This is a genomic window from Aliarcobacter thereius LMG 24486, assembly GCF_004214815.1.
GTDB classification, from domain to species: domain Bacteria; phylum Campylobacterota; class Campylobacteria; order Campylobacterales; family Arcobacteraceae; genus Aliarcobacter; species Aliarcobacter thereius.
In genome coordinates this window covers 896,549-920,235 of the sequence record NZ_CP035926.1, presented here as the reverse complement: position 1 = coordinate 920,235, position 23,687 = coordinate 896,549, and the positions used below count along the sequence as shown (strand labels likewise).

Genomic DNA, 23,687 nt, shown 5'->3' with positions numbered 1-23,687 from the left:
ATTCCTTAATCTTTTTAAAATGAGCGAAAGTATAGCCTATTTTAGATTTATGTAAACTATTTTTGGATATATTATTGCTTTATTTTTTAAAGGATTTTTTTGAAGAAATTTATTATTTTATTTATTTTTATAGCATCTTCACTTAATGCAACAGTGGTAAAAGCTATCGAGTATGTAGGTTCAAGCAGAATATCTGAACAAAGTCTTTCGGAGATGGTTGATATTAAAGTTGATGAAGTTTTAGATGAAAATAAATTAAATGATGCTTTAAAAAAGTTTTTTAGTTTTGATTACTTTGAAGATATTTATATAGAACATGAAAATGGAAATATTAAATTCATATTCAAAGAAAAACCATCTATTGCAAATGTTGATATTAAAGGTTATAAAACGAGAACTGAAGAGAAAGATGCAATAAAAAAGATTATTAAATTAAACAAAGGTTCAATGTATAGCCCAAAAAAAATTAAAGAAGCAAAAAAAATTCTTCTTGAAATTTTAGAACAAGAGGGATATATAAACTCTGTGGTAGAAGTTGATATTGAAAATTTAAATGATAACTCAATTAGTATTATTATAAATGTTAATAAGGGTGATGAAATAATCATAAAAGAACAAAACTTTTATGGTGCTAAAAATTTAAATGTAGAACATTTTAATACTGTTTTAGCAAATAGAGAACAACAATGGTTTTCTTGGTGGTTTGGAAGAAGTAATGGTGAATTAAAGATTGATCAATTAAAATATGATTCAAGAAGAGTAAATGACTTATATTTTGAAAAAGGCTTCCTTGATGCTGTTGTGAAAGAACCTTATATGAGTATAGATTTTGCGTCAAATCAAGCTAAAATGAGCCTTTTTATAAGTGAAGGTGAAGCATACACTGTAAATGACATAAGAATATTTGCTGATGCTTCAATTGTTGATATAGATAAACTTCATGCAAATTTGAAAATAGAAAAAGATGATATTTTTAATATTGCTAAACTAAGAAAAGATCAAGAGTATATAAAAACTCAAATTGCAAATAAAGGTTATGCTTATGCTGAAGTTATGTTTGATCTAAAAAAAGATGAACAAACTCATAAAGTTGATGTAATATTTAATGCAATTCCAGGAAAAAAAGTATATATAAATGATGTAAAAATTTCTGGAAACAGTAGAACTCTTGATAGAGTTATTAGAAGAAATGTTCTTTTAGCACCTGAAGATTTATATAGCCTTACAGATATTAATGATTCTAAAAATAGGTTAAGAAGAACTAGTTTTTTTGAAAATGTTATTTTAGAAGAAAAAAGAGTTAGTGAAGATAAGATGGACTTACTTGTAAAAGTACAAGAAGCACCAACAGGAAGCTTAATGCTTGGTGGTGGATATGGTTCATATGATAAATTTATGATTAATGGTTCAATTAGTGATTCAAATATTTTTGGAAGTGGTTTAAGACTTGCTTTAAGTGCTGATATATCAAAAAGATCAAATGTTTATGAATTAAGTCTTTCAAACCCAGCTATTAATGATAGTGATTATAATGGAAGTATTACAGCATTTAGAAGAGATTATGAGATTAGAAAAAGAATGTATGATGAAGAACTTAAAAGTAAAGGTTTCTCTTTGGGTATCGGAAAAGAGATTTTTAGGAATACTTATCTAGGTGCTACTTATAGCCTTGATTTTATTGAAGAATCATATAAATATAATCAAGGAGAAAAAGATAAGATTATAGCATCTGAAAGATTACCTTATGAAGATCAAGATTATACAAATAGTTCTATAACTCCTTATATAAACTTTGATAATACGAATGACTACTATTTTCCTACAAGTGGTTTTAGAGCAAACTTTTCTGTCGAATATGCTGGAGTTGGTGGAGATTCAAAATATATAAAACCAAGTGCAAATATTAGATATTTTTACTCTTTAGAAGATTTAACAGATCTTGATTGGGTATTTAGATTTAAAACTCAAGCAAGAGTTATTATTGATAATGGACAAATTAATCAAGGAGATTCATTATATCTTGGAGGTCCTAGAACTTTAAGAGGTTATAAATCTTATGCCTTTCCTAAAAATGAAGATGGAATTAGACAAAATCCTTATAAAAAGATGTGGTCAAATAGTGCAGAGATAAGTTTTCCCCTAGTTCCAAGTGCTAAAATGAGATGGGGAGCTTTTATTGATTATGCTATGATAGGTCAAAATAATTTTGATGATGTTACAAGAGCTGGTACAGGAATTTTACTTGAGTGGATCTCTCCTATGGGTCCACTTCAATTGATTTTTGCTAAACCACTTATGAAAGAAGATGGTGATGAAACATCTTCTTTTGAATTTTCAATTGGAGCAACTTTTTAATATGAAAATAGATTTTACAAAAAGATTAACAAATGAAGAAGCAGTTTACTTGATAAAAAATGCTCCTTTATTAGAACTTGCACAATTAGCAAGTGCTAAAAAACTTGAATTACACCCTGAAAAACTAACAACTTTTATAGTAGATAGAAATATAAACTATACAAATGTATGCTGGGTAGATTGTAAGTTTTGTGCTTTTTACAGGCATAAAAAAGATGATGATTCTTATGTTTTAAAATTTGATGAAATAGATAAAAAAATTGATGAACTTCTTGCTATTGGTGGGACTCAAATACTTTTTCAAGGTGGAGTTCATCCAAATTTAAAGATTGACTATTATGAAGATTTGGTAAGTCATATTAATACAAAATATCCACAAATCACTATTCATGGTTTCTCATCTATTGAGATTGATTTTATAGCAAGAGTATCAAGAATAACAAAAAAAGAGGTTTTACAAAGACTTCAAGCAAAAGGTTTAAGCTCTGTTCCAGGTGCTGGAGCTGAAATTTTAAGTGATAGAGTAAGAGATATAATTGCTCCAAAAAAACTAGACTCAAAAGAGTGGTTACAAGTTCATGAAGATGCACACTCTATAGGTATGAAAACAACTGCAACAATGATGTTTGGAACCGTTGAAACAGATGAAGAGATAGTAAAGCATTTTGAATACATTAGAGATTTACAAGATAAAACAGGTGGATTTAGAGCTTTTATTATGTGGAGTTTTCAAGGAGAAAATACAGAACTTATAAAAGAACATCCAGAGATAAAACCACAATCATCAAATAGATATTTAAGACTTCTAGCAGTTGCTAGACTTTACTTGGATAATTTCCAAAATCTACAAAGTTCTTGGGTGACTCAAGGCTCATATATTGGGCAAATGGCTCTAAAATTTGGTGCAAATGATTTAGGAAGTACAATGATGGAAGAGAATGTTGTAAAAGCTGCAGGTGCTGCAAATAGAATGAATCAAGACGAAATGATAAGATTAATAAAAGATATTGGAGAAATTCCAGCTAAAAGAGATACAGCTTATAATGTTTTAGAGAGATTTTAGTACAATGCGAAAATTATTTTATATATTCTTTTCATTTTTTTTTATTTTACAAGGAAGTTTAATGGCATCAACAAAAAAAGAGCTAGTAGTTAATGGTATAAAAATACCTGTTATTTTTGAAGAACAAAAATCTTTACCTATATTAAATATTCAATTTATATTTAAAAATAGTGGTTTTATAAAAGATGAAAACAAACAAGGATTGGCATATTTATCTTCAAAAATATTAAATGAAGGTTCAAGTAATTTAAAAGCTACAAAGTTTGCAGAAAAACTTGATGAAAATGCCATAACACTATATTCTTCAATAGGTTTTGAAACTCTTATTTTAGAACTATCTTCTTTAAATGAAAAAAGAGATATTGCTATAAATATGTTTCAAAAACTTATTAAATCTCCAAATTTCAGTGAAGATGCACTAAAAAAAGTAAAAACTTTGGCAATTGGGAATTTAAAAAGAAAAGAGAACGATTTTGATGATATGGCAAGTAAAGGATTAAATGCCCTACTTTATAAAAACACTCCTTTGGCAAATCCTGCAAGTGGAACTGTTGAATCTATATCTAATATAAATCTAAAAGATATAGAAAACTTTATAAAAAATGCTTTTACTTTAAATAATCTTACAATAGTTGCAGGTGGAGATATTAGTTTTGAAGAGTTAAAAGATATTTTAACTCCAATATTAACCTCTTTAAATATTGGTAAAATTGAAAAAGATAAAAGAATTGATTTTACTTCAAAAAAAGATTTAAAAATCATTAAAAAAGATACAGAACAAGCATATATTTATTTTGGAAGCTCTTTTAATGCTCAAAAAAGAGAAGAAGATAATTATAAAGCAAAAGTTGCTTCATTTATTCTTGGTGGAAGTGGTTTTGGAAGCAGATTAATGGAAGAGATAAGAGTAAAAAGAGGTTTAGCTTATAGTGCTTATGCATCTATAAATATTAATAAATCTTATTCAAGCTTCACAGGATATTTACAAACAAAAAATGAAAGTAGTGATGAAGCAAAAGAGTTAGTAATCTCTTTAGTAGAAGAGTTTGTAAAAAATGGTGTTACAAAAGAGGAGCTAGAAGCTGCTAAAAACTTCTTAAGTGGAAGTGAACCTTTAAGAACTGAAACTTTAGCCCAGCGATTAAATAGAGCTTTTATTTTAGATTTTAAAGGATTAGCTCAAGATTATCCAAAAAATGAGCTTGAGAAAATCCAAAATCTAAAACTTGAAGATTTAAATAACTATATAAAAACTCATACAGAGTTAAATAATTTAACATTTTTTATTGTAAGGAATTAATTATATGCTAAGATTTGCACCAAGCCCAACAGGAGATATGCACATAGGTAATCTAAGAGTTGCTATTTTTAACTATATTGTATCAAAACAGTTAAATGAAGGGCTTATTATTAGAATTGAAGATACTGATAAAGCAAGAAATATTGAAGGTAAAGATAAAGAAATTTTAGAAATTTTAGCTCTTTTTTCTATTGATTATAAAACTGTTTTTTATCAAAGTGAAAATATAAAACATCATCAGAAGATGGCACTACAATTAATGACTCAGAAAAAAGCTTTTGCTTGTTTTTGTAGTGATGATAAACTTGAAGAGTTAAAAGAAGAGAGTATAAAAAAAGCCATTCCTTTTAGATATGATAATTTTTGTGAAAACTTAAGTGATGAAACTGTTTTAAATACAAATGCTCCTTTTACAGTAAGACTTAAAAAGCCAGATCATAATATTAAATTCAAAGATTTATTAAAAGGTGAATTTGATTATGCACCATTTGATATAGATAGTTTTATTATTTTAAGACAAGATAAATCTCCAACATATAATTATGCTTGTAGTGTTGATGATATGCTAATGGATATTTCAATAGTAATTAGAGGAGAAGATCATATTTCAAATACTCCAAAACAGATTCATATTAGAGAATCTTTGGGATATACAAAAGAGATTAAGTATGTTCATCTTCCAATAATTTTAAATGCTCAAACAGGTAAGAAAATGAGTAAAAGAGATGATGCAAGTAGTGTAAAATGGTTAATTGAACAAGGTTTCCTACCAAGTGCTATTGCAAACTATTTAGTTCTAATGGGAAATAAAACTCCAAAAGAGATTTTTACACTTGAAGAAGCTATTTCATGGTTTGATATTGAAAGCATTTCAAAAAGTGGAGCTAAATTTGATATTGATAAACTAAGATTTATAAATAGAAAGCATATTGAAATTCTTGATGAAATGAGATTATCAAAAATATTAGGTTTTGCTGATGAAAGTATTGGAAAATTAGCAAAACTATATTTAGAAGAAGCAAGTACAATAAAAGATATAAAAGAAAAACTTGATAATATTTTTAGCATAAAAACAACTCTTGAAGGTTTTGAAAATGAATCAACTTTAATAAAAGAACTTTTACAAAAAGCACCTTATTTTGAAGAGTATGAAGATTTAAAGAATTATATAGTTGAACAAACTCAATTAAAAGGTAAAAATTTGTTTAAACCTTTAAGATATATATTAACAGGTGTTGAAAATGGACCAAATATTACTGATATTTATCCATTCATTAAAAATTACATAGGAGAAATCACAAGATGATAGATGCACTTATTAGCTCTTTTTTAACTGTTTTATTTAGTATTATATTTCTATACAAATGGGTTGTTATAATCTCAGCAATTTTAAGCTGGGTTAGACCTGACCCTTATAATCCAATAGTTCAAATGCTTTATAGATTAACAGAACCTGTTTATGCAAAAATCAGATCTATTATTCCAACAACTTTTGGAGGAATGGATTTAGCTCCACTTATATTGATTTTTGCATTAATATTTTTAGAAACATTTTTAAAGAGTTTATTCTAATAATTATGTTTAATAAAATAAAGCTCTTTATAGTTTTTACTCTATTTTCATCATCTTTTTATTTATATGCAAATATAAAAGATGTTGATTTTATGCAAAAAGAGTTTAAGGTAACACTTTCTTGGTTACAAGATAAGCCAAAATCTAGTGAAAGAGATTTCTTTATTGTTGAATTTTTGAATTATGATTCTACTACAAAAGAAGAAGCAGATATTGCTTATGAACTAAGAAGAGGTTCATATAATGCTAGTTTAGAAAGAGTTTATCTACAAAAATTTCCAAAAGAAATAAATAAAGAGGAAGAGTTTTGTAAAAATGCTTCATTTGATATTTTATTATCTCAAAATAGTGATTGTATAAATTTATCCCTAGATTCTATATCTAAACTTTTTAAACTATCAAGAAAAGAGCTTCATCTTCTTATTTCAAAGCTAGAAAATGGAGAATTAAGAGAAAATTTACAAATAATATCTTCTAGTAGTATTCATAATGAACTTTTAAAAAACCCAAAGAAATTTCTGGATTTTTTCTTTGATTTAAATAATGACTTAAAACTTAAATATTTTAATAAATCATATAAAAAAGAGTTTTTGGATAAATTAGTTTTAGAAAAAGATTTTGATAAATTTGTAAGAGCTATTGTTTTTAATAATAATTTTAAAACTATTCAAAAATCTTTTCATCACTTATCTCAAAATAATAATTTATCTGCTAGTTCTTCTTTTTTATTAGGAATAAATGAAATTAATTTAAATAATAAAAGATACGCAAATAATTTTTTTAATATCTCAAATAAAAAATCATTTTTAAGAAGTCAAAAAGACAATGCCCTATTTTGGTTATATCTTACAACAAATGATAAAACATATTTAGAAGAGTTAGGAAAAAGTTATGATACAAATTTGTACTCTTTATATGCTAAAGAGCTTTTAAATATAAACTATTCAAATATTATTTACTCTTTGGATAATCTAAAAAAAGATAAAAATAGAGATTATAGTATTTATGATAGTTTTGCTTGGCTAAATATAGCAAGAGATATTAGAACAGATTTTAATGAAGATAAATTCAATAAATATCAAGATATATTTAATAATCAACATACAAAAGCTCATTTAGCATATATTTTAGAAAGATTTAATAACTATAAAACACAATATTTTTTAACTCCTTATAGTGATATTATAAAAAAAGAGGGAATTTTTAAAGAAGTTTTAATATATTCAATAGCAAGACAAGAAAGTAGATTCATACCTTCTGCTATATCTATTTCAGGAGCTCAAGGTCTTATGCAAATAATGCCTTTTTTATCAAAAGATATAGCAAGAAAGTTAAAAGAGCCTTATAGTATTTATGAACAATTTATTCCAAAAGTAAATTTAAAATATGCAAGTTTTCATTTAGATTATTTAATAGAACAATTTAATGGAAACCCTTTATTTATAGCTTATGCTTATAATGGTGGAGCTGGATATACAAAAAGTCAATTAAAAAAAGGCTTATTTAAAGATAAAAATATGTTTGAACCATTTTTGAGTATGGAGTCAATATCTTATGAAGAGACAAGAGAGTATGGGAAAAGAGTCTTAGCAAATTTCTATATATATAATAATCATCTAAATAGTAAGAATAAAATCTCACTATCTACTATTTTTCAAAATTTAAAACAGCATCATTAGACTTTGGTCTTAAAACTATTTTTAAATCTTTAACTTTTTGTGGATTATCAAAAGTTACAATATAGTAATTTCCCCAAGAGTTCTTTAACATAATATCTTTGTATCTTTTACTGCTTTTATCTACACTTTCAATCTGTTTAGCAGATTTACCATTTAGTAAAAGTTCATATGAGTTTTTTCTAAAATCTTGCTCTTCAAGATTTGCAAAAAAAGTATATATTAAAAACTTTTCATCTTTGCTACTTATATCTGAATCAATCTTATTTAAGTATGTTGCCATAAGAATAACATCAACTTCATTTTTCTTTACAATATCTATTTTTTTTGTATTTCTAATAGCATTTATTTCTGTTTCTTCTTTGTCAAAATATCTAAAAGCATTATTTTTTGTGCCACAAGCTACAAAAAGAAATGGAATTAAAGTTATTAATATTGTTTTTTTCATAATCTTTTCCTAAATATTTAAAGCAAAAATTATACTAAAAATAGACTTTAGTATCTATTTTTATAAATAGAGTTTAACAATTCTTTGGATAGAATCCACCTTATGAATAGAAAAAGATTAATAGTGGCATTTTCTGGCCCGTCAAATAGTGGAAAAACTACAGTTATTGTAAAAATTGCAAGTATTTTACAAGATAGTGATTTTAAAGTATGTATCATAAAACATGATCCAAAAGATAAAGCTATGTTTGATAGAGAAGGAAAAGACTCTTTTAAATTCTCACAAACAGGTGCTGATGTTGCTGTTGTAAGTCCAAATAAAACAACAATATTTAAAAAAGGTACTTCAAGCATAAATGAGCTTATCTCTATTTTTGAAGATTTTGATTATCTTTTTGTTGAAGGATTAAAAACATTGGAACTTCCTAGAATATCTATATTTAGAAATAAACTTGATGAGAGTTATTTTGCTGTTTCAAATGCTCTGGCTATTGACGAAACTATTGATAAAAAATCAATTCCAAAAAGTTTGGATGTTCTAAATTTAAATAATCCAGAAGAGATAATAAACTGGATAGATAAAAATGCTAAAAAGGTATAAAGTTTATGCAAGAAATAATTAATGCAATAGAAGAATCAGCTATAAAGATAAAATATCTGATTGAATCAGGTGATACAGGTAAAAGTGAGAGTGAAAATAGCACAGGAGATACTCAATTAAAACTTGATATTCAAAGTGATCAAATAATTGAAGATATCTTTAAAAAAGTTCCAAGTATTAAAGCAATAGTAAGTGAAGAACAAGATGAAATTAAAAATATAAATACAAATGGTAAATATCTAATTGCTTATGACCCTTTAGATGGTTCATCTTTAGTTGATGTAAATTTATCAGTTGGTTCAATTTTTGGAATATATGAAAATGAATTTAATGCAAAAAATATAATAGCTTCTGTCTATGTTGTTTTTGGACCAAGAGTAGAAATGGTTGTAACAACAAATGATGTAAAAATGTATAGATTATTAGATGGAAAATTTAAATTTATTCAAAATATTAATTTAAATGAAAAAGGTAAGCTAAATGCACCTGGTTCAACACAAAATTGTTGGGCACCATTTCATAAACAATTAATAGATGATATTTTTACAGATGGATATAGATTAAGATATAGTGGTGGAATGGTTCCTGATTTACATCAAATTTTGTTAAAAGGTGGTGGGCTATTTTCATATCCAGAAACAAGTGATAGACCAAAAGGAAAACTAAGACAACTTTTTGAAGTTTTTCCTTTTGCTTTAACATATGAAAAAGCTGGTGGTATGGCGGTTGATGGGAGAAAAAGAGTTTTAGAAGTAGAGACTTCACATATTCATGATACAACTCCTTGTTTTTTTGGCTCAAAAATTGAAATAAATAGAGTTTTAGAAGTTTATAAAAAAAATGTCTGAAGATAAAAACTTAAATATTTGGGAAGAAAAACTAGAAAATATATTAGAAGAGTTAAAATCTTGTCAAATTAAAAATAGTTTATCTTCTTGTAAGCCTTGCAAAGAGTTCTTTGATTGTGAGCTTAGAAAAAAATATGTTATTGCTGTTTATGAATCTATGAACAAAGGTTCAGGCGGTGGATTTGAATTTTAGAAAAAAGGGAAAAGATGCAAAAATCTTGTAAAAATGTTTATATTACAACTCCAATATATTATGTAAATGATATAGCTCATATAGGTCATGCTTATACAACAATTATCGCTGATATGTTAGCAAGATACTCAAGACTTGTTGGACATAATACTTATTTATTAACAGGAACTGATGAACACGGACAAAAAATAGCTCAAAGTGCTGAAGCTAGAGGAAAAACTCCAAAAGAGTATGCAGATGAAATATCTGGTAAATTTAGAGCTTTATGGGATGATTTTGATATATCTTACGATCAATTCATAAGAACAACAGATGAAAATCATAAAGTTGGTGTTCAAAAAGCTTTTTCTAAAATGTTTGAAAAAGGTGATATTTACAAAGGTGAGTATGAAGGTTTTTATTGTGTTCCTTGCGAAACTTTTTATCCAGAATCTCAACTTGTGGATGAACAATTTTGTCCAGAGTGTGCAAGAGCTACGATATTAGTAAAAGAAGAGAGTTATTTTTTCAAATTATCAAAATATGAAGATAAACTTTTAAAATGGTATGAAGATAATCCTGATTGTATTTTACCAAGAGCGAAGAAAAATGAGATTGTAAATTTTGTAAAAAATGAACTAAAAGATCTTTCTATTTCAAGAACTTCTTTTGATTGGGGGGTTAAACTTCCTGAATCTATGAATGAACCAAGACATGTTATGTATGTTTGGCTCGATGCACTTTTAAATTATACAACTGCTTTAGGTTATGGAACAGATGAAAAAAATATGGATTTTTGGCCAGCTAATATTCATTTAGTTGGAAAAGATATTTTAAGATTCCATGCTATTTATTGGCCTGCTTTTTTAATGAGTCTTGATTTACCACTTCCAAAACATATTGCTGCTCATGGTTGGTGGACAAGAGATGGTGAAAAGATGAGTAAATCAAAAGGAAATGTTGTAAATCCTAAAGAAGTAGCAGATGCCTATGGATTAGATGCGTTTAGATATTTTCTTTTAAGAGAAGTACCTTTTGGTCAAGATGGGGATTTTTCACAAAAAGCCTTAATAAATAGAATTAACTCTGATTTAGGTAATGATTTAGGTAATTTACTAAATAGAATTATTGGAATGAGTGGAAAATATTTTAACTTTAATGTAAGTTCGAAAGATGTAGAAAAATTTCATAAAAAAGAGCTTGATGAAGTAAATACAATAATTGACTCTTTAGAATCATATATTTACAATATGCAAATAAATAAATACCTTGAAGAAATTTGGAAAACTCTTTCAATTGCAAATAAAGCAATTACAGATTATGAGCCTTGGAATTTAATGAAAGAGAACAAAGAAGATGAAGCCATGGCTCTTGTTGCTTTAATTACAAATATAATGTCAAAAGCTTCTTTACTTTTAGATTCTGTAATGCCTCATAAAATAAAGGATATTGCATCATCTTTAGGAATTGAGATATCAACTGAAAATTATAATAAACTAATTATTGAGAAAAAACTAATTGATGATATAAAAATCACAAAAGTAGATGCCCTATTCCCAAGAATTGAAGAAGTTTTACTTTCTCAACCAGAAGTTTCAGATGTTACAGTTTTACAAAAAGATGTTTCTAAATATGAATCTAAAGAAGAGTTAGAACCACTTGAATTAGATGGTTTAAATCTTATAACAATAGATAATTTTTTTGAAACAACAATAAAAATTGGAACAATAGTTGAAGCAAATGAAGTTCCAAAATCTAGTAAACTTCTAATTTTAAAAGTAGATTTAGGAGAAAATAGAACTAGACAAATTCTTGCTGGAATAAAAGAGTTTTACTCAGCTTCTGAATTAATAGGAACTCAAGCTTGTGTTGTTGCAAACTTAAAACCAGTAAAACTAATGGGCTATTTAAGTGAAGGAATGCTTCTTGCAGCAAAAGATGAAGATGGTTTATCTTTAATTAGACCTGAAAAGCCAAAGAAAATTGGCACAAAAATTAGCTAGTGAAAATCTCTTCAATAGTTGATATTATTGATGGAGAGTTATTAAGTACTCCATCAATTACATCTATAAATAGTATAAAAACTGAATCTGAAAAAGTAAAAACTGCTGATTTGTTTATTGCAAGAAATATAGATGATTTGAATATTGCCATAAAAAATGGTGCTTATGCTGTTATATTTGAAGAAGATTTCTCTGTAAGTGACACTGAAGTTGCATTTATAAAAGTAAGAAATATAGAAAAAGCTCTTCTTTCTATTTTTAGATTTAAATTAGCAAATAAAAATATTAAAGCATATTTATCTACTGATATTAGTTATGATCTACTAAAATCTCTATTTTCAAACAATCATAAAGATATTTTCATTCTTCCAAAAAACATAGAAAAAATATTTAGATTTATAGATAACATAGAAGACAATAGTATTATAATTTCAAATAACAAAGAGGTGCTAAATAGCATCTTTTCAAGTTATGAGATTTTTGATAAAGAAATAGATAAACACTCTATAAGGAATCTTACTATTCACTCTTTATTTGAATTGAGTTTTTCTTATAAAAATAGATTTTATAACCGTATTAAAATAGCTGCTTTATATATAAAAAGCTTAATTAATTGCTTAGAATTCTTCAAAGATTATGATATTGATTTAACAAAACTAAATAGATTTAAGAACTTAAAAGCAATATTTTTAGATAAAAACTTAAATATTGTAGATTTTGGTAAAAGTGATAAATTTTTAATAAGTCAAAATAATTTAGATTTAGTTGAATTTGAAATAAAATTTATAAAAGAGTATTACAAATATGCAAAAGCTATTTTTATTACAAACTCTTATTTAGATTATTTAAACAAAGATGAACAAATTATAATAAAAAATATAGAGGATTTAAAAAATATTTTAGATAATATTGAGTTTAACTCTATTTATCTTGTAGGATTTGATTACTTGACAGTTTTAGACTATTTTTCAAAGCCTAAAAACTTGCCAACTCTTTTTTAAAATTAATATACTTTTCCAAAAGAACTAATAACTTTTCCTAAAATACTAAGATCTTGTTTATCTAAAACTTGTATTGGATAATCCTTATTATCTGAAATAATATCTAGTTTTCCATCAACCCTTTTTTGAACTCTTTTTACAAAAAGTCCATGAAGAGTTGTAAAAGCATATATTCCATCTCTTGATAAATCATTTTTTGTTTTATCTATAAATATTATATTATTTGAATTTAATGTAGGTTCCATAGAATCACCTGTTACATTAATAGCATCTATATTTTTTAAATTATCTTTTCCACCTAAAATATTTAAAAAATAACTTGGTAACTCTAAACTTTCATAAAAATCTTCATCTTCATAAGCTCCACCACCAGCACTTACATTTATACTTGGATAATATTTAATCCAATATCTATCTGTACTATCAATCAGTGAATTTGGATTTTGATTATATAAAAGCCAATTTATTGAAATTTTCTTTTTTGCACAAAAATTTAAAATGTTTGAATAAGGTATTTTACCTCTATTTTTCATTGTTGCAAAATTTGCTTGTGTTATATCTAAAGCTTCTGCTAAATCTTTATCAAATATCCTTTTATCTTTAAAGTCAGAACTTAATACAACTTTTAATTTTGCCAAAATTTCATCAATAATTATCATTAGCAACTCCTTTATGAAATATTTTTATATTATATTACATTTTGTTATATTTTTCAAGATATTTTATATAATATATTGCAAATTATTCGTAACTAGTTATAAAGGTAAATTTCTATATTATTTCATTTAAATTTCAAAATTAATTTGGAGAGAGTATGCAAGCCGTATTGGAAAGCTTTTTTTTAATTATGGGAGTGATTTCTACAATATTATTCATTGTTGGATTTTTACTAAAAGCAAGAGGTGTTACATTTATTGAGTTTTTTCCAAAAAAAGAAAATGAAACTTCTCAAAATATAGTTTATAACAATGTTATATCTCAAGTTCCACTCAACTCTTTTGGAGTTGAACATAAAAAAGTAGCTGCAATTATAGCTGCAATTAAATATCACAATGAGAAGGTAAATGTTTAATGGCAAAGAAATATATAGATATTATGGATACTAGTTTCAGAGATGGATTTCAATCTGTTTTTGGAGGAAGAGTTTTGATGAACGACTTTTTTGCAGCTGTTGAAGCTGCAAAATATGCTGGAATAAATCACTTTGAATTTGGTGGAGGAGCTAGATTTCAAAGTTTATTTTTCTATTTAAATGAAAATGCATTTGATATGATGGACAAATTTAGACAAATAGTTGGTCCTGATGCAAATCTTCAAACTTTAGCAAGAGGAATAAACACTGTTATGCTTGATACTGGAAGTAGAGAGTTAATAGATCTTCATGCAAAACTTTTTGCAAAACATGGAACTACAACAATAAGAAACTTTGATGCTTTAAATGATGTTCAAAACCTTGAATATTCTGCTTCTTGTATAAAAAAATATGGTTTAAAGCATGAAGCTGTTGTAACTCTTATGGATTTACCTCCAAAATGTACAGGTGCACATGATGTTCCTTTTTATGAAAAAACACTAAGAAGTATTCTTGATAGTGGTTTACCATTTGATTCAATCTGTTTTAAAGATGCTAGTGGAACAAGTAGTCCAAATAAAATTTTCGAAACAATAAAAATGGCTAGAAAACTTTTAGGAGAAGATAGACATATAAGGCTTCATACTCATGAAACAGCTGGAGTTTCAGTAGCTTGTTATTTAGCTGCTTTAGAAGCTGGAGCTGATGGAATTGATTTAGCTGCAAGTCCTGTTAGTGGTGGAACATCTCAACCAGATATTTTAACTATGCTTCATGCAACAAAAGGTATGAATTATGATTTGGGTGGACTAGAAGTTGATAAAGTTTTAAAATATGAAGAAGTATTAGCTGATTGTTTAAAAGATTATTTCCTTCCACCAGAAGCTACACAAGTATCTCCACTTATTCCTTTTTCTCCAATGCCAGGTGGAGCACTTACAGCAAATACTCAAATGATGAGAGATAATGGAACTTTAGATAAATTCCCTGAAGTTATAAAAGCTATGCAAGAAGTAGTTGTTAAAGGTGGTTTTGGTACAAGTGTAACTCCTGTATCGCAATTTTATTGGCAACAAGCATACGCAAATGTAATGTTTGGTCCTTGGAAACAAATTGCTCCTGGATATGGAAGAATGGTTTTAGGATATTTTGGAAAGACTCCTGTTGAACCAGATGCAGAAATAGTTAAACTTGCAAGTGAAAAATTAAAGCTTGAACCAACAACACAAAATCCTCTTGATATTGCAGATGCTGATCCAAAGAAAAAAATTAGTGTTTGGAAACAAAGATTAGAGATTGAAGGATTAGAAACAAGTGAGGAAAATATTTTTATTGCTGCTGCTTGTGATGAAAAAGGTATAACATTTCTAAAAGGTGAAGCACCTTTGAATGTTAGAAAGAACTCTAAAGAAGAAGAAAAAATAAGTAAAGGAGGTAATATGTCAAATGGAAACTATACAGTTGTAGTAGATGGTCAAAGATTTAATGTATCTGTTTTTGATGGAAATGTTCAAAATATTCAAGTAGCTCCTACTACTGTTCAATCAACTTCTATCAAAAATGAAGTTCAAAAAACAGTATTAGAACCTACAAAGCCAAAACTTACAGGAAATGAAGCTACTGCACCAGTAAATGGAAATGTATGGAAAATTCTTGTAAAAGAAGGAGATAAAGTACAAAAAGATCAACAAATTATGATACTTGAAGCTATGAAGATGGAGATAGATGTTGTTGCACCTATTTCAGGAATTGTTAGTAAAATACTAACAGAAACGAATAAAGCTGTTGAAGATGGAGAAGTTTTAGCAATTATTGCTTAATTTAAAGAAATTTTATACTTTTTTGGATAAAATTTCTCATTAAAAAATAGAATAGGAATTTGAATTATGTCTACTATTAAAGACTCGTTAGGTTTAGAAAATATTGGTACTATTTATAGGAATTCAGATGTTGATTTTTTAATCGACTTCGCAGTTAAAAATGAAAAAGCCAGAGTATCTTCGACTGGTGCTCTTATGATTGATACAGGTATTTTTACAGGTAGGAGTCCCAAAGATAAATTTTTCGTTAATCAAGATCCATCAAATAAATATATATCTTGGGGAGATATAAATAAAAAAGTCTCAAAAGAGGTTTATAATGACCTTTTAGCTAACTCAAAAAAACAATTAAGCAACAAAGATATTTTTGTAACAGATGTTTTCTGTGGTTCTTCTTTAGATTCAAGAAGAGCAGTAAGAATTATTACTGAAGTTGCTTGGCAAGCTCACTTCGTACAAAATATGTTTATTTTACCTACTGCTGAAGAACTTGAAAATTTCAAACCAGAATTTACTATTTATAACTCTTGTAAAACAGTAAATATGTCTTATGCAAGTCATGGTTTACATTCAGAAGTTTATGTTATTTTTAATGTGGAAGAAAACCAAGCTATAATTGGTGGTACTTGGTATGCTGGTGAGATGAAAAAAGGTGTTTTCTCTATGATGAATTATTGGCTACCTCTTGAAGGAAAACTTCCTATGCATTGTTCTGCTAACATAGGAAAAGATGGTGACACAGCCCTATTTTTTGGTCTTTCTGGAACAGGTAAAACAACTCTATCAACTGATCCAAATAGAGCTTTAATTGGAGATGATGAACATGGTTGGGATGATAATGGGGTATTCAACTTTGAAGGTGGATGCTATGCAAAAGTAATCAACCTTGATAAAGATAGTGAACCTGAAATCTATAATGCTATTAAAAAAGGAGCTATTTTAGAAAATGTAGTTGCTGATGAAAATGGTGTAGTAGATTTTGCTGATAAATCAAAAACAGAAAATACAAGGGTATCTTATCCAATTGAGCATATTGAAAACCATACACCATCTATGAGAGGTGGTCATCCAAAAAATATCATATTCTTATGTGCTGATGCATTTGGTGTTTTACCTCCTATTGCAAAACTTGATAAACAACAAGCAATGTACTATTTTTTAAGCGGTTATACTGCAAAAGTTGCAGGAACAGAAAGAGGAATTACAGAGCCAGTAGCAACATTTTCTTCTTGTTTTGGAGAAGCATTTTTACCTTTAAATCCAACAGTTTATGCTGAACTTCTTGGTAAAAAAATAGATTTACATAATGTAAATGTTTATTTAGTAAACACTGGTTGGACTGGTGGTCCCTATGGTGTTGGTAAAAGAATGAGTATAAAAAACACTAGAGCTTGTATTAATGCTATATTAGATGGTTCAATAAATGATTCAGAATTCCAAAATATGACTATTTTTAATCTTCAAATTCCTAGAACTCTAAAAGGTGTAGATACACATGTTTTAACTCCTAGATATACTTGGAACAACCCACTTGAATATGATGAAGCAAAAAGAAAACTAGCTGAAATGTATATAGAAAACTTTAGAAAATATTTAACTCTTGAAAGTGAATATGATTTTACAGCAGCTGGTCCACAACTGTAAAAATAAGCTAATTATTTAGTTTATTTTATAATAAATAGATGGTTTTAACCATCTATTTGTATCTCTTCTAGTATTTCTAATCCAAATCCTTGTAATCCTACAAATGAATGTTTCCCTCCACTTGTCATAAGTTTTATTTTCTTGATACTTAATGTATTTAGTATTTGAGCACCTATTCCATAATTTTTATCCGTCTCACTATTTTTCTTATCATTATTTAAAAATATCAAAACTCCACCTTTTGATTGAAGAAAATTTATAGTTTTTAACATTGAATTTAACTTATTATCATTTAAAAATACTTTTATATCTGGTCTAATTGTATGAAATTTAATATGTGTTAATTCTGTTATTTCACCTAGAATAATAGCTGTATGAATATTGTCTAAATGATCTTTAAACTCTTTTTTTATAGCACTCTTTCCAAAAAAGTTAATATTTGAGCTTGATATCTCTTTTACTAAGGTTTCATTTGCTAATCTATATTCCACTAAATCTGATATATATATCTGTTTCAAATTATGTTTTTCTGCAAATATATCTAAATCATCTCTTCTTGCCATTGTTCCATCTTCTTTTAAAATTTCACAAATAACGGCTTCTCCTTTTAAACCAGCTAATTTACATAAATCAACACTTCCTTCTGTATGCCCTGTTCTAACTAAAACTCCTCCATTCTTTGCTATAAGAGGAAAAATATGCCCTGGTCTTACAAGTTCATCAGCTTTAGCTATTGGATTTGCTAAAATTTTAATAGTATCATCTCTTTCTATTGCACTAATTCCTGTTAAAGCATCTTTAGCATCAACAGATACTGTAAAAGCTGTCTCATACGATGATGTATTATCTTTTACCATTGGATTTAAATCTAATCTTTTTGCTGTTTCAAAAGGAACACTTACACAAACTAAACCTTTTGCATGTGTTACCATAAAATTTACTAAATCAGGTGTACTTAATGCTGCTGAATATACTAAATCACCTTCATTTTCTCTATCTTCATCATCAAGCATAATAACCATATTACCTTTTTTTATCTCTTCAATTGCTTCTTTTACTCTTTGTATTGCATTCATTATTAATCTCTTTTTTATAAAATTTTGAAAAATTATATCTAAATAAGTAAAAACTAATCTAAAAACTTGACAAAGTAAAACTTATTTGGTATAGTACGGGTCGATTTTTGGGGTATCGCCAAGTGGTAAGGCAATGGTTTTTGGTACCATCATTCGAAGGTTCGAATCCTTCTACCCCATCCACTTTATTATCGCGGAATAGAGCAGCTAGGTAGCTCGTCGGGCTCATAACCCGAAGGTCATAGGTTCAAATCCTATTTCCGCAACCAACGAACTTAAAATGGTAAAATATTAGCTTCTTCTTGTTCTTCTATTAAATCTTTTATAGAATTCAATCCTGCATCTTCATAATTTCTAGATGAAACACCTTTTAATTCAATAATATCTGATTTTATCTCATTTTTAGAGCTATCTAAAACTGTTACAGTTAATATATTTTCATAAATAAAGAAACCTTGTGGAGATTTTCTTGAAATTTCTGAACTCAAATTCAACTCATATGGAGCAGCACTATTGACTACCTTAAACCCTCTTTTCAATAAAGTATTTTTGTATATATTTTTATATTTTGAAGATTCACTATCTGTTGAAATATAAAAAGTTGCCATACTTTTTAGAATATTTAATTCATTTCTTAATAAATTTGTTTTTTGAATAAATTTACTATCATATCCTAAAGAATCAAGGATTTGTGCTTTATTTGAACTATTATAAAATTTATTTAATAGCTCTTGCTCTTTTAAATAAAGAGTCAAATTATCATATTGCTGTTTTTTTACAAATTCCAATTCACTATAAAGTGTATCAATATCACTTTTTAGAGTATGAATTAAATCATCTTTTTTTATACTTACTTGCACTATATTCTTACCTGAAAAATATATACTCTCATCTATTTTATAGTTTTTAAATCCTAACTCTGCTGTTTTACTACTTATTTCAGAATTTGTTGTACTTGTAGCATACTCTCTAAAATCTCTGTAAGATTTTTCAGTAATTGTAATATTTGATTGAACAGTTACAAGAAGTTTTGAAGATAAATTATCTAAAGCACTATTTGTAGCTTCAGTTAATGTTCTACCTTCTCCTACTCCATAAAGAGTTGTTAATGTATTTTGTGTTGGATTTAAATACCAATTTGGATAGCTCAGAGCTTGTGGCTCTGGCTTATTATTTGAACAAGATATTAGAAATAGTGCAATTATTAAAAAAATAATTGTTTTTTTCATCTATTTCTTCCTTTTTTATTACTTGTTTGTGATTGTTTATTTAATTTTTTATTATCAATAATAGCTTGATCAATTCTATTTAATGCTTCAATAATAGTTTTATTTGGTTTTAAAGTTTGTCTATCAGCGATACTATAAAGTTGTTTTGCAAATTCTAGTTCACCTTTTGCTTCCTTTACTACTCCTAAATTATATGCAGCTACATAGCATTTATCATTCGTAGAACTTAATAAATCACTTAAAATCTCTTCAGCTCTATCAATCTTTTTATGTTTTAAATATTCCAAAGCACCTTCAAGTTGTGATTTTTGATGCTTGTTATAGTTTATCTCTGGACTATCTAAAAGTTGTACATAAAATCTTGTAGTTGTAGGAGATATATTTGGTAGAAATTCACTAACAATATCATTTGCCATTTCATCATAAATAATATTCTTCTCTGGTTTTTTATCTCCAAGTAGATTTAAAGTTGTTCCCAAAAGATCATTAGCATCATTTGGACACTCTTTGAAATCTTTAGATTTAATATAGTTATTTGTATATATTAAATCACCTCTTTCAACATCTATCATTCTTAGGTTTGCAGTTAAAGAGTATTTTGAAACTGTACAATATATATAATAAGATTGCATTCTTGTACACTTTTGGTCAAGACATCTATTTCTAATTTCTGTTTCTGTTCTTTGTTCTTCTCCTGTATTTACTTTTCCTAAGATAAGAGCTTGTGCACCTAATAATTCCCCTACTTTTACGCTATCTTTATTGTTTGTAAGTCCTGAATATTGAAATTTTTGCTCTTTTAAGATCTCATCAATAGCAGTTCTATTTACTATTGTATAAAATTGTTTATCTTCAATATTTACACTATTTAAAGCTGCTTCTATTTTTCCACCTAAATGTACAGAATCTCGTTCAAAATCCATAACTGCAATTTTTTTCTTTGATGCGGCTCTATCAACTTTTGCAGGTTTTATGCTCTCAATTAATACTTTTTGACTACATCCTGCAAAAATAAATATAAAAGCTACTGGTATTAAAACTAATATATTTCTCACTTATATAACCTTAGTTAGCACTATTAAATGCTTTTTCTATCTCTGTATCAATATTAGATTTTGGAATAGATATTAATACATATAACTCTTTTCCTACTTTATCTTCCCATGAACTAGCTTGTGAAGTACCTTTTAATGTTAAAGCTGCAATCTGTTTTGTAACTTGTTCAGAAACTCTATTTACAGTCACTGTATCATCAATTTGTCTTTCAGCTGCTTCTTCTTGAACTTGACTAATAACATCTGATTTTAAATCTTCTGCCATATTCGCTCTAGCTTTTGATAAAGCTTGTTTTCTAGAAAATTCTCTTCCAAGTTTTGACATAGGAGCAGATGCAGATGCATATTTTTTATCACCTTTACTAATACTATCTAAATTTCCACAAACCCAAAGTGGAGCATCAACTCCTGAGATTTCACATTTTTCAGGTGCTAAATTTGCCTCTGGATCCTTTGTTCCACATCCAACAAATAAAACTGCTGCAGCAGCTACTGGTAATATTATTTTTGTAAGTTTCATAACTCTTCCTTTTATAAAATTTGACTTACATTATCTTTAAGTTTATATTAGACTCTTATTAAAAATTAAATATTTATAAAAATAATAAAATATAAAGCACTAGTAAAATAGTTAAGAAGCATTAACAATGCTTCTTATAAAATCAACCCATAGGGTACAAAATCTCTTTTTGAATATTTTCAATTTTTCTTAATAATTCATCATCTATTTTGAAATCAAATGCTTTAAAACTATCTTCTAATTGCTCAGCTTTTCTAGCTCCTATAATAGTTGATGCAACAAAATCAAAGTGTTTTGAGTAAGAAACAGCTAAAGTAATAGGAGAAATTCCATAATTTTTTGATAATTCAATATATTTTTTTGTAGCTTCTAAAGTTTTATTATTTACAAATCTATTTGCCATAGCCTGAACTCTTTTACTTTTATCTTTTAAGTATATTGCAAATCTAACTTCATCTGGTATAAATTCATTATTATATTTTCCCGAAATAACTCCTCCAGCCATAGGAGAATACGGAAGTAATGATATTTTTTCTTTTCTACATACATTTGCTAATTCATCATGAAATCTTGGATTTAATAGCGAAAAATTATTTTGAATAGATTCAAATCTTGATAATCCTTTATTATTTGAAGTTTCATTAGCTTTTGTAAGACCATAAGCACTATCATTTGAAGTTCCAATATATCTTACTTTACCCTCTTTTATAAGTTCATTAAAAGCTTTTAAACTCTCTTCAATAGGAACAATAGTATCAGGCCAGTGCATTTGATATAAATCTATATATTCAGTATTTAATCTTTTTAAACTTCCTTCAATTGCTCTTTTTATATGAAAACTATCAATTGCAGTTAATCCATGTCTTACAGGTGGAACAAACCAACCATTTGCAGCTCCAGCAATCTTCGTAGCCATAATTATGCTATCTCTTGCTTTTGTTTTCATCCATTTACCAACAATAGTTTCAGTTATTCCTACTGTCTCTTTTTTTGGACTAACTGGATATAGTTCTGCTGTATCATAGAAATTTATCCCTCTATCATATGCTTTATCTAATATTTTAAAAGCTTCTTTTTCATCTGTTGTTGAACCAAAAGTCATAGTTCCCATACAAATAGAACTAACTCTTAATCCACTTTTTCCTATATATCTGTATTCCATATTAAAATCCTAATTTAAAATTTTATAAGATTTATTATAACAAAAGAGTATAAAAGAAACTATTCCATAATACAAATCTCTTTTTTGGCTATATGTTTTAAAGTTGAAATTGCAACTAAAACTACAACAAAACTTGTAATAATTGATAAAAAATATGATAAATATTTATATATATCAATATTTGTTAATTCATACATCAACAATATACTTAAAGTAACAGCTGCCATAGGAAAAGTAAATGCCCACCAAGAGATAAAAAATCTTATTTTTAAAAAGTTTTTATACATAAAAGCTACTAAAATAGTAAAAAATATACCTAAGCTAAATAATATTTGAGCAAAAAAGTCTAAACTATTTGTAAGTTTTATATATGAAATAAAACCAATTGCAGGTGGAGCTATTAAAATAAACATTGTTGGTAAAAACTTTGCTGCAAAAGGTTGATGAAACATAATTCTATTTAGAATTATTGAAAATAAAACTATCCAAAAAAAGATTCCTATTGAAAAATAAAATATTAAAACTTGATTACTTAAAAAATCAATTCCTGAAATAGGAATAATAAGATTTCCAACTATTGGAATAAACCAAGCTGGATTTGAATGCACTATTTCCAAACTATTATTTATCCAAAACCTGATTGTATAAAAAGTAAAATATATATGAAAAATAGCTCCAAAATAGAATAATATTTTAGAAATATTGATATCATAATCTCTAAATGATGCTGATAAAATCAATATTGATATTGAAAAAGCAGCAAAAAAATTTATTCTTATTGGATGATTTAACTCTTTTTTGACCTCTTCTTTATAAAATATAATTTTAAGCAGATAACTTATAGCTATAAAGAAAAAAAGAATAGTAGTTATAAGTAAACTAATTTTTGGAATATAACTAGGAAAATTTGATATTAATCTAAGTTTTTGGAAAACTAAAGTTAATCCACCCATTCCCATAACTATTGCAAACATCATTATTGGAAAAAACTGTAATCTATTTGAAGGAATAGACTTTATACTCTCTTGTTGCATTTATAAATCCTATTTTTGATAATATTCTTTTATTTTA

Annotated in this window: 22 protein-coding genes and 2 tRNA genes; 16 read left to right on the top strand and 8 right to left on the bottom strand. The window is 26.9% G+C overall.

All coding sequences use genetic code 11. From position 1 onward, the window contains the following. Window positions 1-99 precede the first annotated feature (99 nt). The 6 genes from bamA to ATH_RS04715 all read left to right on the top strand — a co-directional run bounded on the left by bamA (window position 100) and on the right by ATH_RS04715 (window position 7,969). Window positions 100-2,355, top strand: coding sequence for an outer membrane protein assembly factor BamA (bamA, locus tag ATH_RS04740; protein WP_207501251.1), 2,256 nt, complete (start codon window positions 100-102; stop codon window positions 2,353-2,355). Between the two features lies 1 nt (window position 2,356). Then, entirely contained in the window at window positions 2,357-3,418 is a 1,062-nt protein-coding gene (locus ATH_RS04735; protein ID WP_066184386.1) for a dehypoxanthine futalosine cyclase, read from the top strand. A gap of 61 nt (window positions 3,419-3,479) precedes the next feature. Then, window positions 3,480-4,718: a M16 family metallopeptidase gene (locus ATH_RS04730; RefSeq protein WP_083190943.1), complete on the top strand. Its 1,239-nt coding sequence runs from the start codon at window positions 3,480-3,482 to the stop codon at window positions 4,716-4,718. Between the two features lie 4 nt (window positions 4,719-4,722). Beyond that, window positions 4,723-6,024, top strand: a complete 1,302-nt coding sequence (gltX, locus tag ATH_RS04725) for a glutamate--tRNA ligase (protein WP_066183869.1) — start codon at window positions 4,723-4,725, stop codon at window positions 6,022-6,024. Continuing rightward, the gene (locus ATH_RS04720) at window positions 6,021-6,290 is read left to right on the top strand and encodes a YggT family protein (protein ID WP_066183867.1); all 270 of its coding nucleotides are present in this window, start codon (window positions 6,021-6,023) and stop codon (window positions 6,288-6,290) included. Before gltX ends, ATH_RS04720 begins: the two co-directional genes overlap by 4 nt. A 5-nt stretch (window positions 6,291-6,295) precedes the next feature. After that, window positions 6,296-7,969, top strand: coding sequence for a lytic transglycosylase domain-containing protein (locus tag ATH_RS04715; protein ID WP_119184226.1), 1,674 nt, complete (start codon window positions 6,296-6,298; stop codon window positions 7,967-7,969). Here the strand turns inward: ATH_RS04715 and ATH_RS04710 are convergent. Further along, on the bottom strand, window positions 7,938-8,414 hold the full coding sequence (locus ATH_RS04710; protein ID WP_066183861.1) for a hypothetical protein: 477 nt from the start codon (window positions 8,412-8,414) through the stop codon (window positions 7,938-7,940). The two genes, ATH_RS04715 and ATH_RS04710, sit on opposite strands and share 32 nt — an antisense overlap. Before the next feature lie 102 nt (window positions 8,415-8,516). On the opposite strand from ATH_RS04710, the gene mobB reads away from it, so the two are divergent. Genes mobB through ATH_RS04685 form a run of 5 tightly spaced genes read left to right on the top strand, consistent with a single transcriptional unit; the run spans window position 8,517 to window position 13,038 of the window. Beyond that, window positions 8,517-9,014 carry a molybdopterin-guanine dinucleotide biosynthesis protein B gene (gene mobB / locus ATH_RS04705; RefSeq protein WP_066183858.1) on the top strand — a complete coding sequence of 166 codons (498 nt, stop codon included), beginning with the start codon at window positions 8,517-8,519 and terminating at the stop codon, window positions 9,012-9,014. A gap of 5 nt (window positions 9,015-9,019) precedes the next feature. After that, entirely contained in the window at window positions 9,020-9,862 is an 843-nt protein-coding gene (locus tag ATH_RS04700; RefSeq protein WP_066183854.1) for a class 1 fructose-bisphosphatase, read from the top strand. Next, the gene (locus ATH_RS04695) at window positions 9,855-10,055 is read left to right on the top strand and encodes a hypothetical protein (RefSeq protein WP_066183851.1); all 201 of its coding nucleotides are present in this window, start codon (window positions 9,855-9,857) and stop codon (window positions 10,053-10,055) included. Before ATH_RS04700 ends, ATH_RS04695 begins: the two co-directional genes overlap by 8 nt. Window positions 10,056-10,069: 14 nt before the next feature. Then, window positions 10,070-12,037, top strand: coding sequence for a methionine--tRNA ligase (metG, locus tag ATH_RS04690; RefSeq protein ID WP_066183848.1), 1,968 nt, complete (start codon window positions 10,070-10,072; stop codon window positions 12,035-12,037). Beyond that, window positions 12,037-13,038: a peptidoglycan synthetase gene (locus tag ATH_RS04685; RefSeq protein WP_066183842.1), complete on the top strand. Its 1,002-nt coding sequence runs from the start codon at window positions 12,037-12,039 to the stop codon at window positions 13,036-13,038. The genes metG and ATH_RS04685 overlap by 1 nt, the downstream gene beginning before the upstream one ends. A gap of 2 nt (window positions 13,039-13,040) precedes the next feature. Here the strand turns inward: ATH_RS04685 and ATH_RS04680 are convergent, their stop codons facing one another. After that, the gene (locus ATH_RS04680) at window positions 13,041-13,697 is read right to left on the bottom strand and encodes a S24 family peptidase (protein ID WP_066183839.1); all 657 of its coding nucleotides are present in this window, start codon (window positions 13,695-13,697) and stop codon (window positions 13,041-13,043) included. Window positions 13,698-13,864: 167 nt separating this feature from the next. On the opposite strand from ATH_RS04680, the gene ATH_RS04675 reads away from it, so the two are divergent. From ATH_RS04675 to pckA, 3 genes are all read left to right on the top strand, one after another. Then, window positions 13,865-14,110, top strand: coding sequence for a hypothetical protein (locus ATH_RS04675; RefSeq protein ID WP_170167568.1), 246 nt, complete (start codon window positions 13,865-13,867; stop codon window positions 14,108-14,110). Continuing rightward, a complete protein-coding gene (locus ATH_RS04670) occupies window positions 14,110-15,930 on the top strand; it encodes a biotin/lipoyl-containing protein (protein WP_066183829.1) in 1,821 nt (606 codons plus the stop codon). The genes ATH_RS04675 and ATH_RS04670 overlap by 1 nt, the downstream gene beginning before the upstream one ends. A 66-nt stretch (window positions 15,931-15,996) precedes the next feature. After that, on the top strand, window positions 15,997-17,574 hold the full coding sequence (pckA, locus tag ATH_RS04665; RefSeq protein WP_066183825.1) for a phosphoenolpyruvate carboxykinase (ATP): 1,578 nt from the start codon (window positions 15,997-15,999) through the stop codon (window positions 17,572-17,574). 44 nt (window positions 17,575-17,618) lie between these two features. Here the strand turns inward: pckA and ATH_RS04660 are convergent, their stop codons facing one another. Then, window positions 17,619-18,650 carry a bifunctional 3,4-dihydroxy-2-butanone 4-phosphate synthase/GTP cyclohydrolase II gene (locus tag ATH_RS04660; protein WP_066183822.1) on the bottom strand — a complete coding sequence of 344 codons (1,032 nt, stop codon included), beginning with the start codon at window positions 18,648-18,650 and terminating at the stop codon, window positions 17,619-17,621. A gap of 108 nt (window positions 18,651-18,758) precedes the next feature. Between ATH_RS04660 and ATH_RS04655 the strand changes: the two genes are divergently transcribed. Continuing rightward, window positions 18,759-18,833 (top strand) — tRNA-Gln (locus tag ATH_RS04655). Between the two features lie 9 nt (window positions 18,834-18,842). Continuing rightward, window positions 18,843-18,919, top strand: a tRNA-Met gene (locus ATH_RS04650). 6 nt (window positions 18,920-18,925) lie between these two features. Here ATH_RS04650 and ATH_RS04645 read toward each other — a convergent pair. From ATH_RS04645 to ATH_RS04625, 5 genes are all read right to left on the bottom strand, one after another. Further along, the gene (locus tag ATH_RS04645; RefSeq protein ID WP_066183818.1) at window positions 18,926-19,879 is read right to left on the bottom strand and encodes an LPP20 family lipoprotein; all 954 of its coding nucleotides are present in this window, start codon (window positions 19,877-19,879) and stop codon (window positions 18,926-18,928) included. After that, the gene (locus ATH_RS04640; RefSeq protein ID WP_083190942.1) at window positions 19,876-20,934 is read right to left on the bottom strand and encodes a CsgG/HfaB family protein; all 1,059 of its coding nucleotides are present in this window, start codon (window positions 20,932-20,934) and stop codon (window positions 19,876-19,878) included. Before ATH_RS04640 ends, ATH_RS04645 begins: the two co-directional genes overlap by 4 nt. A gap of 10 nt (window positions 20,935-20,944) precedes the next feature. Then, a complete protein-coding gene (locus ATH_RS04635; protein ID WP_066183811.1) occupies window positions 20,945-21,454 on the bottom strand; it encodes an LPP20 family lipoprotein in 510 nt (169 codons plus the stop codon). Between the two features lie 142 nt (window positions 21,455-21,596). Further along, on the bottom strand, window positions 21,597-22,616 hold the full coding sequence (locus ATH_RS04630) for an aldo/keto reductase (RefSeq protein WP_066183805.1): 1,020 nt from the start codon (window positions 22,614-22,616) through the stop codon (window positions 21,597-21,599). Between the two features lie 59 nt (window positions 22,617-22,675). After that, a complete protein-coding gene (locus ATH_RS04625; protein WP_066183803.1) occupies window positions 22,676-23,650 on the bottom strand; it encodes an SLAC1 anion channel family protein in 975 nt (324 codons plus the stop codon). Window positions 23,651-23,687: the final 37 nt, after the last annotated feature.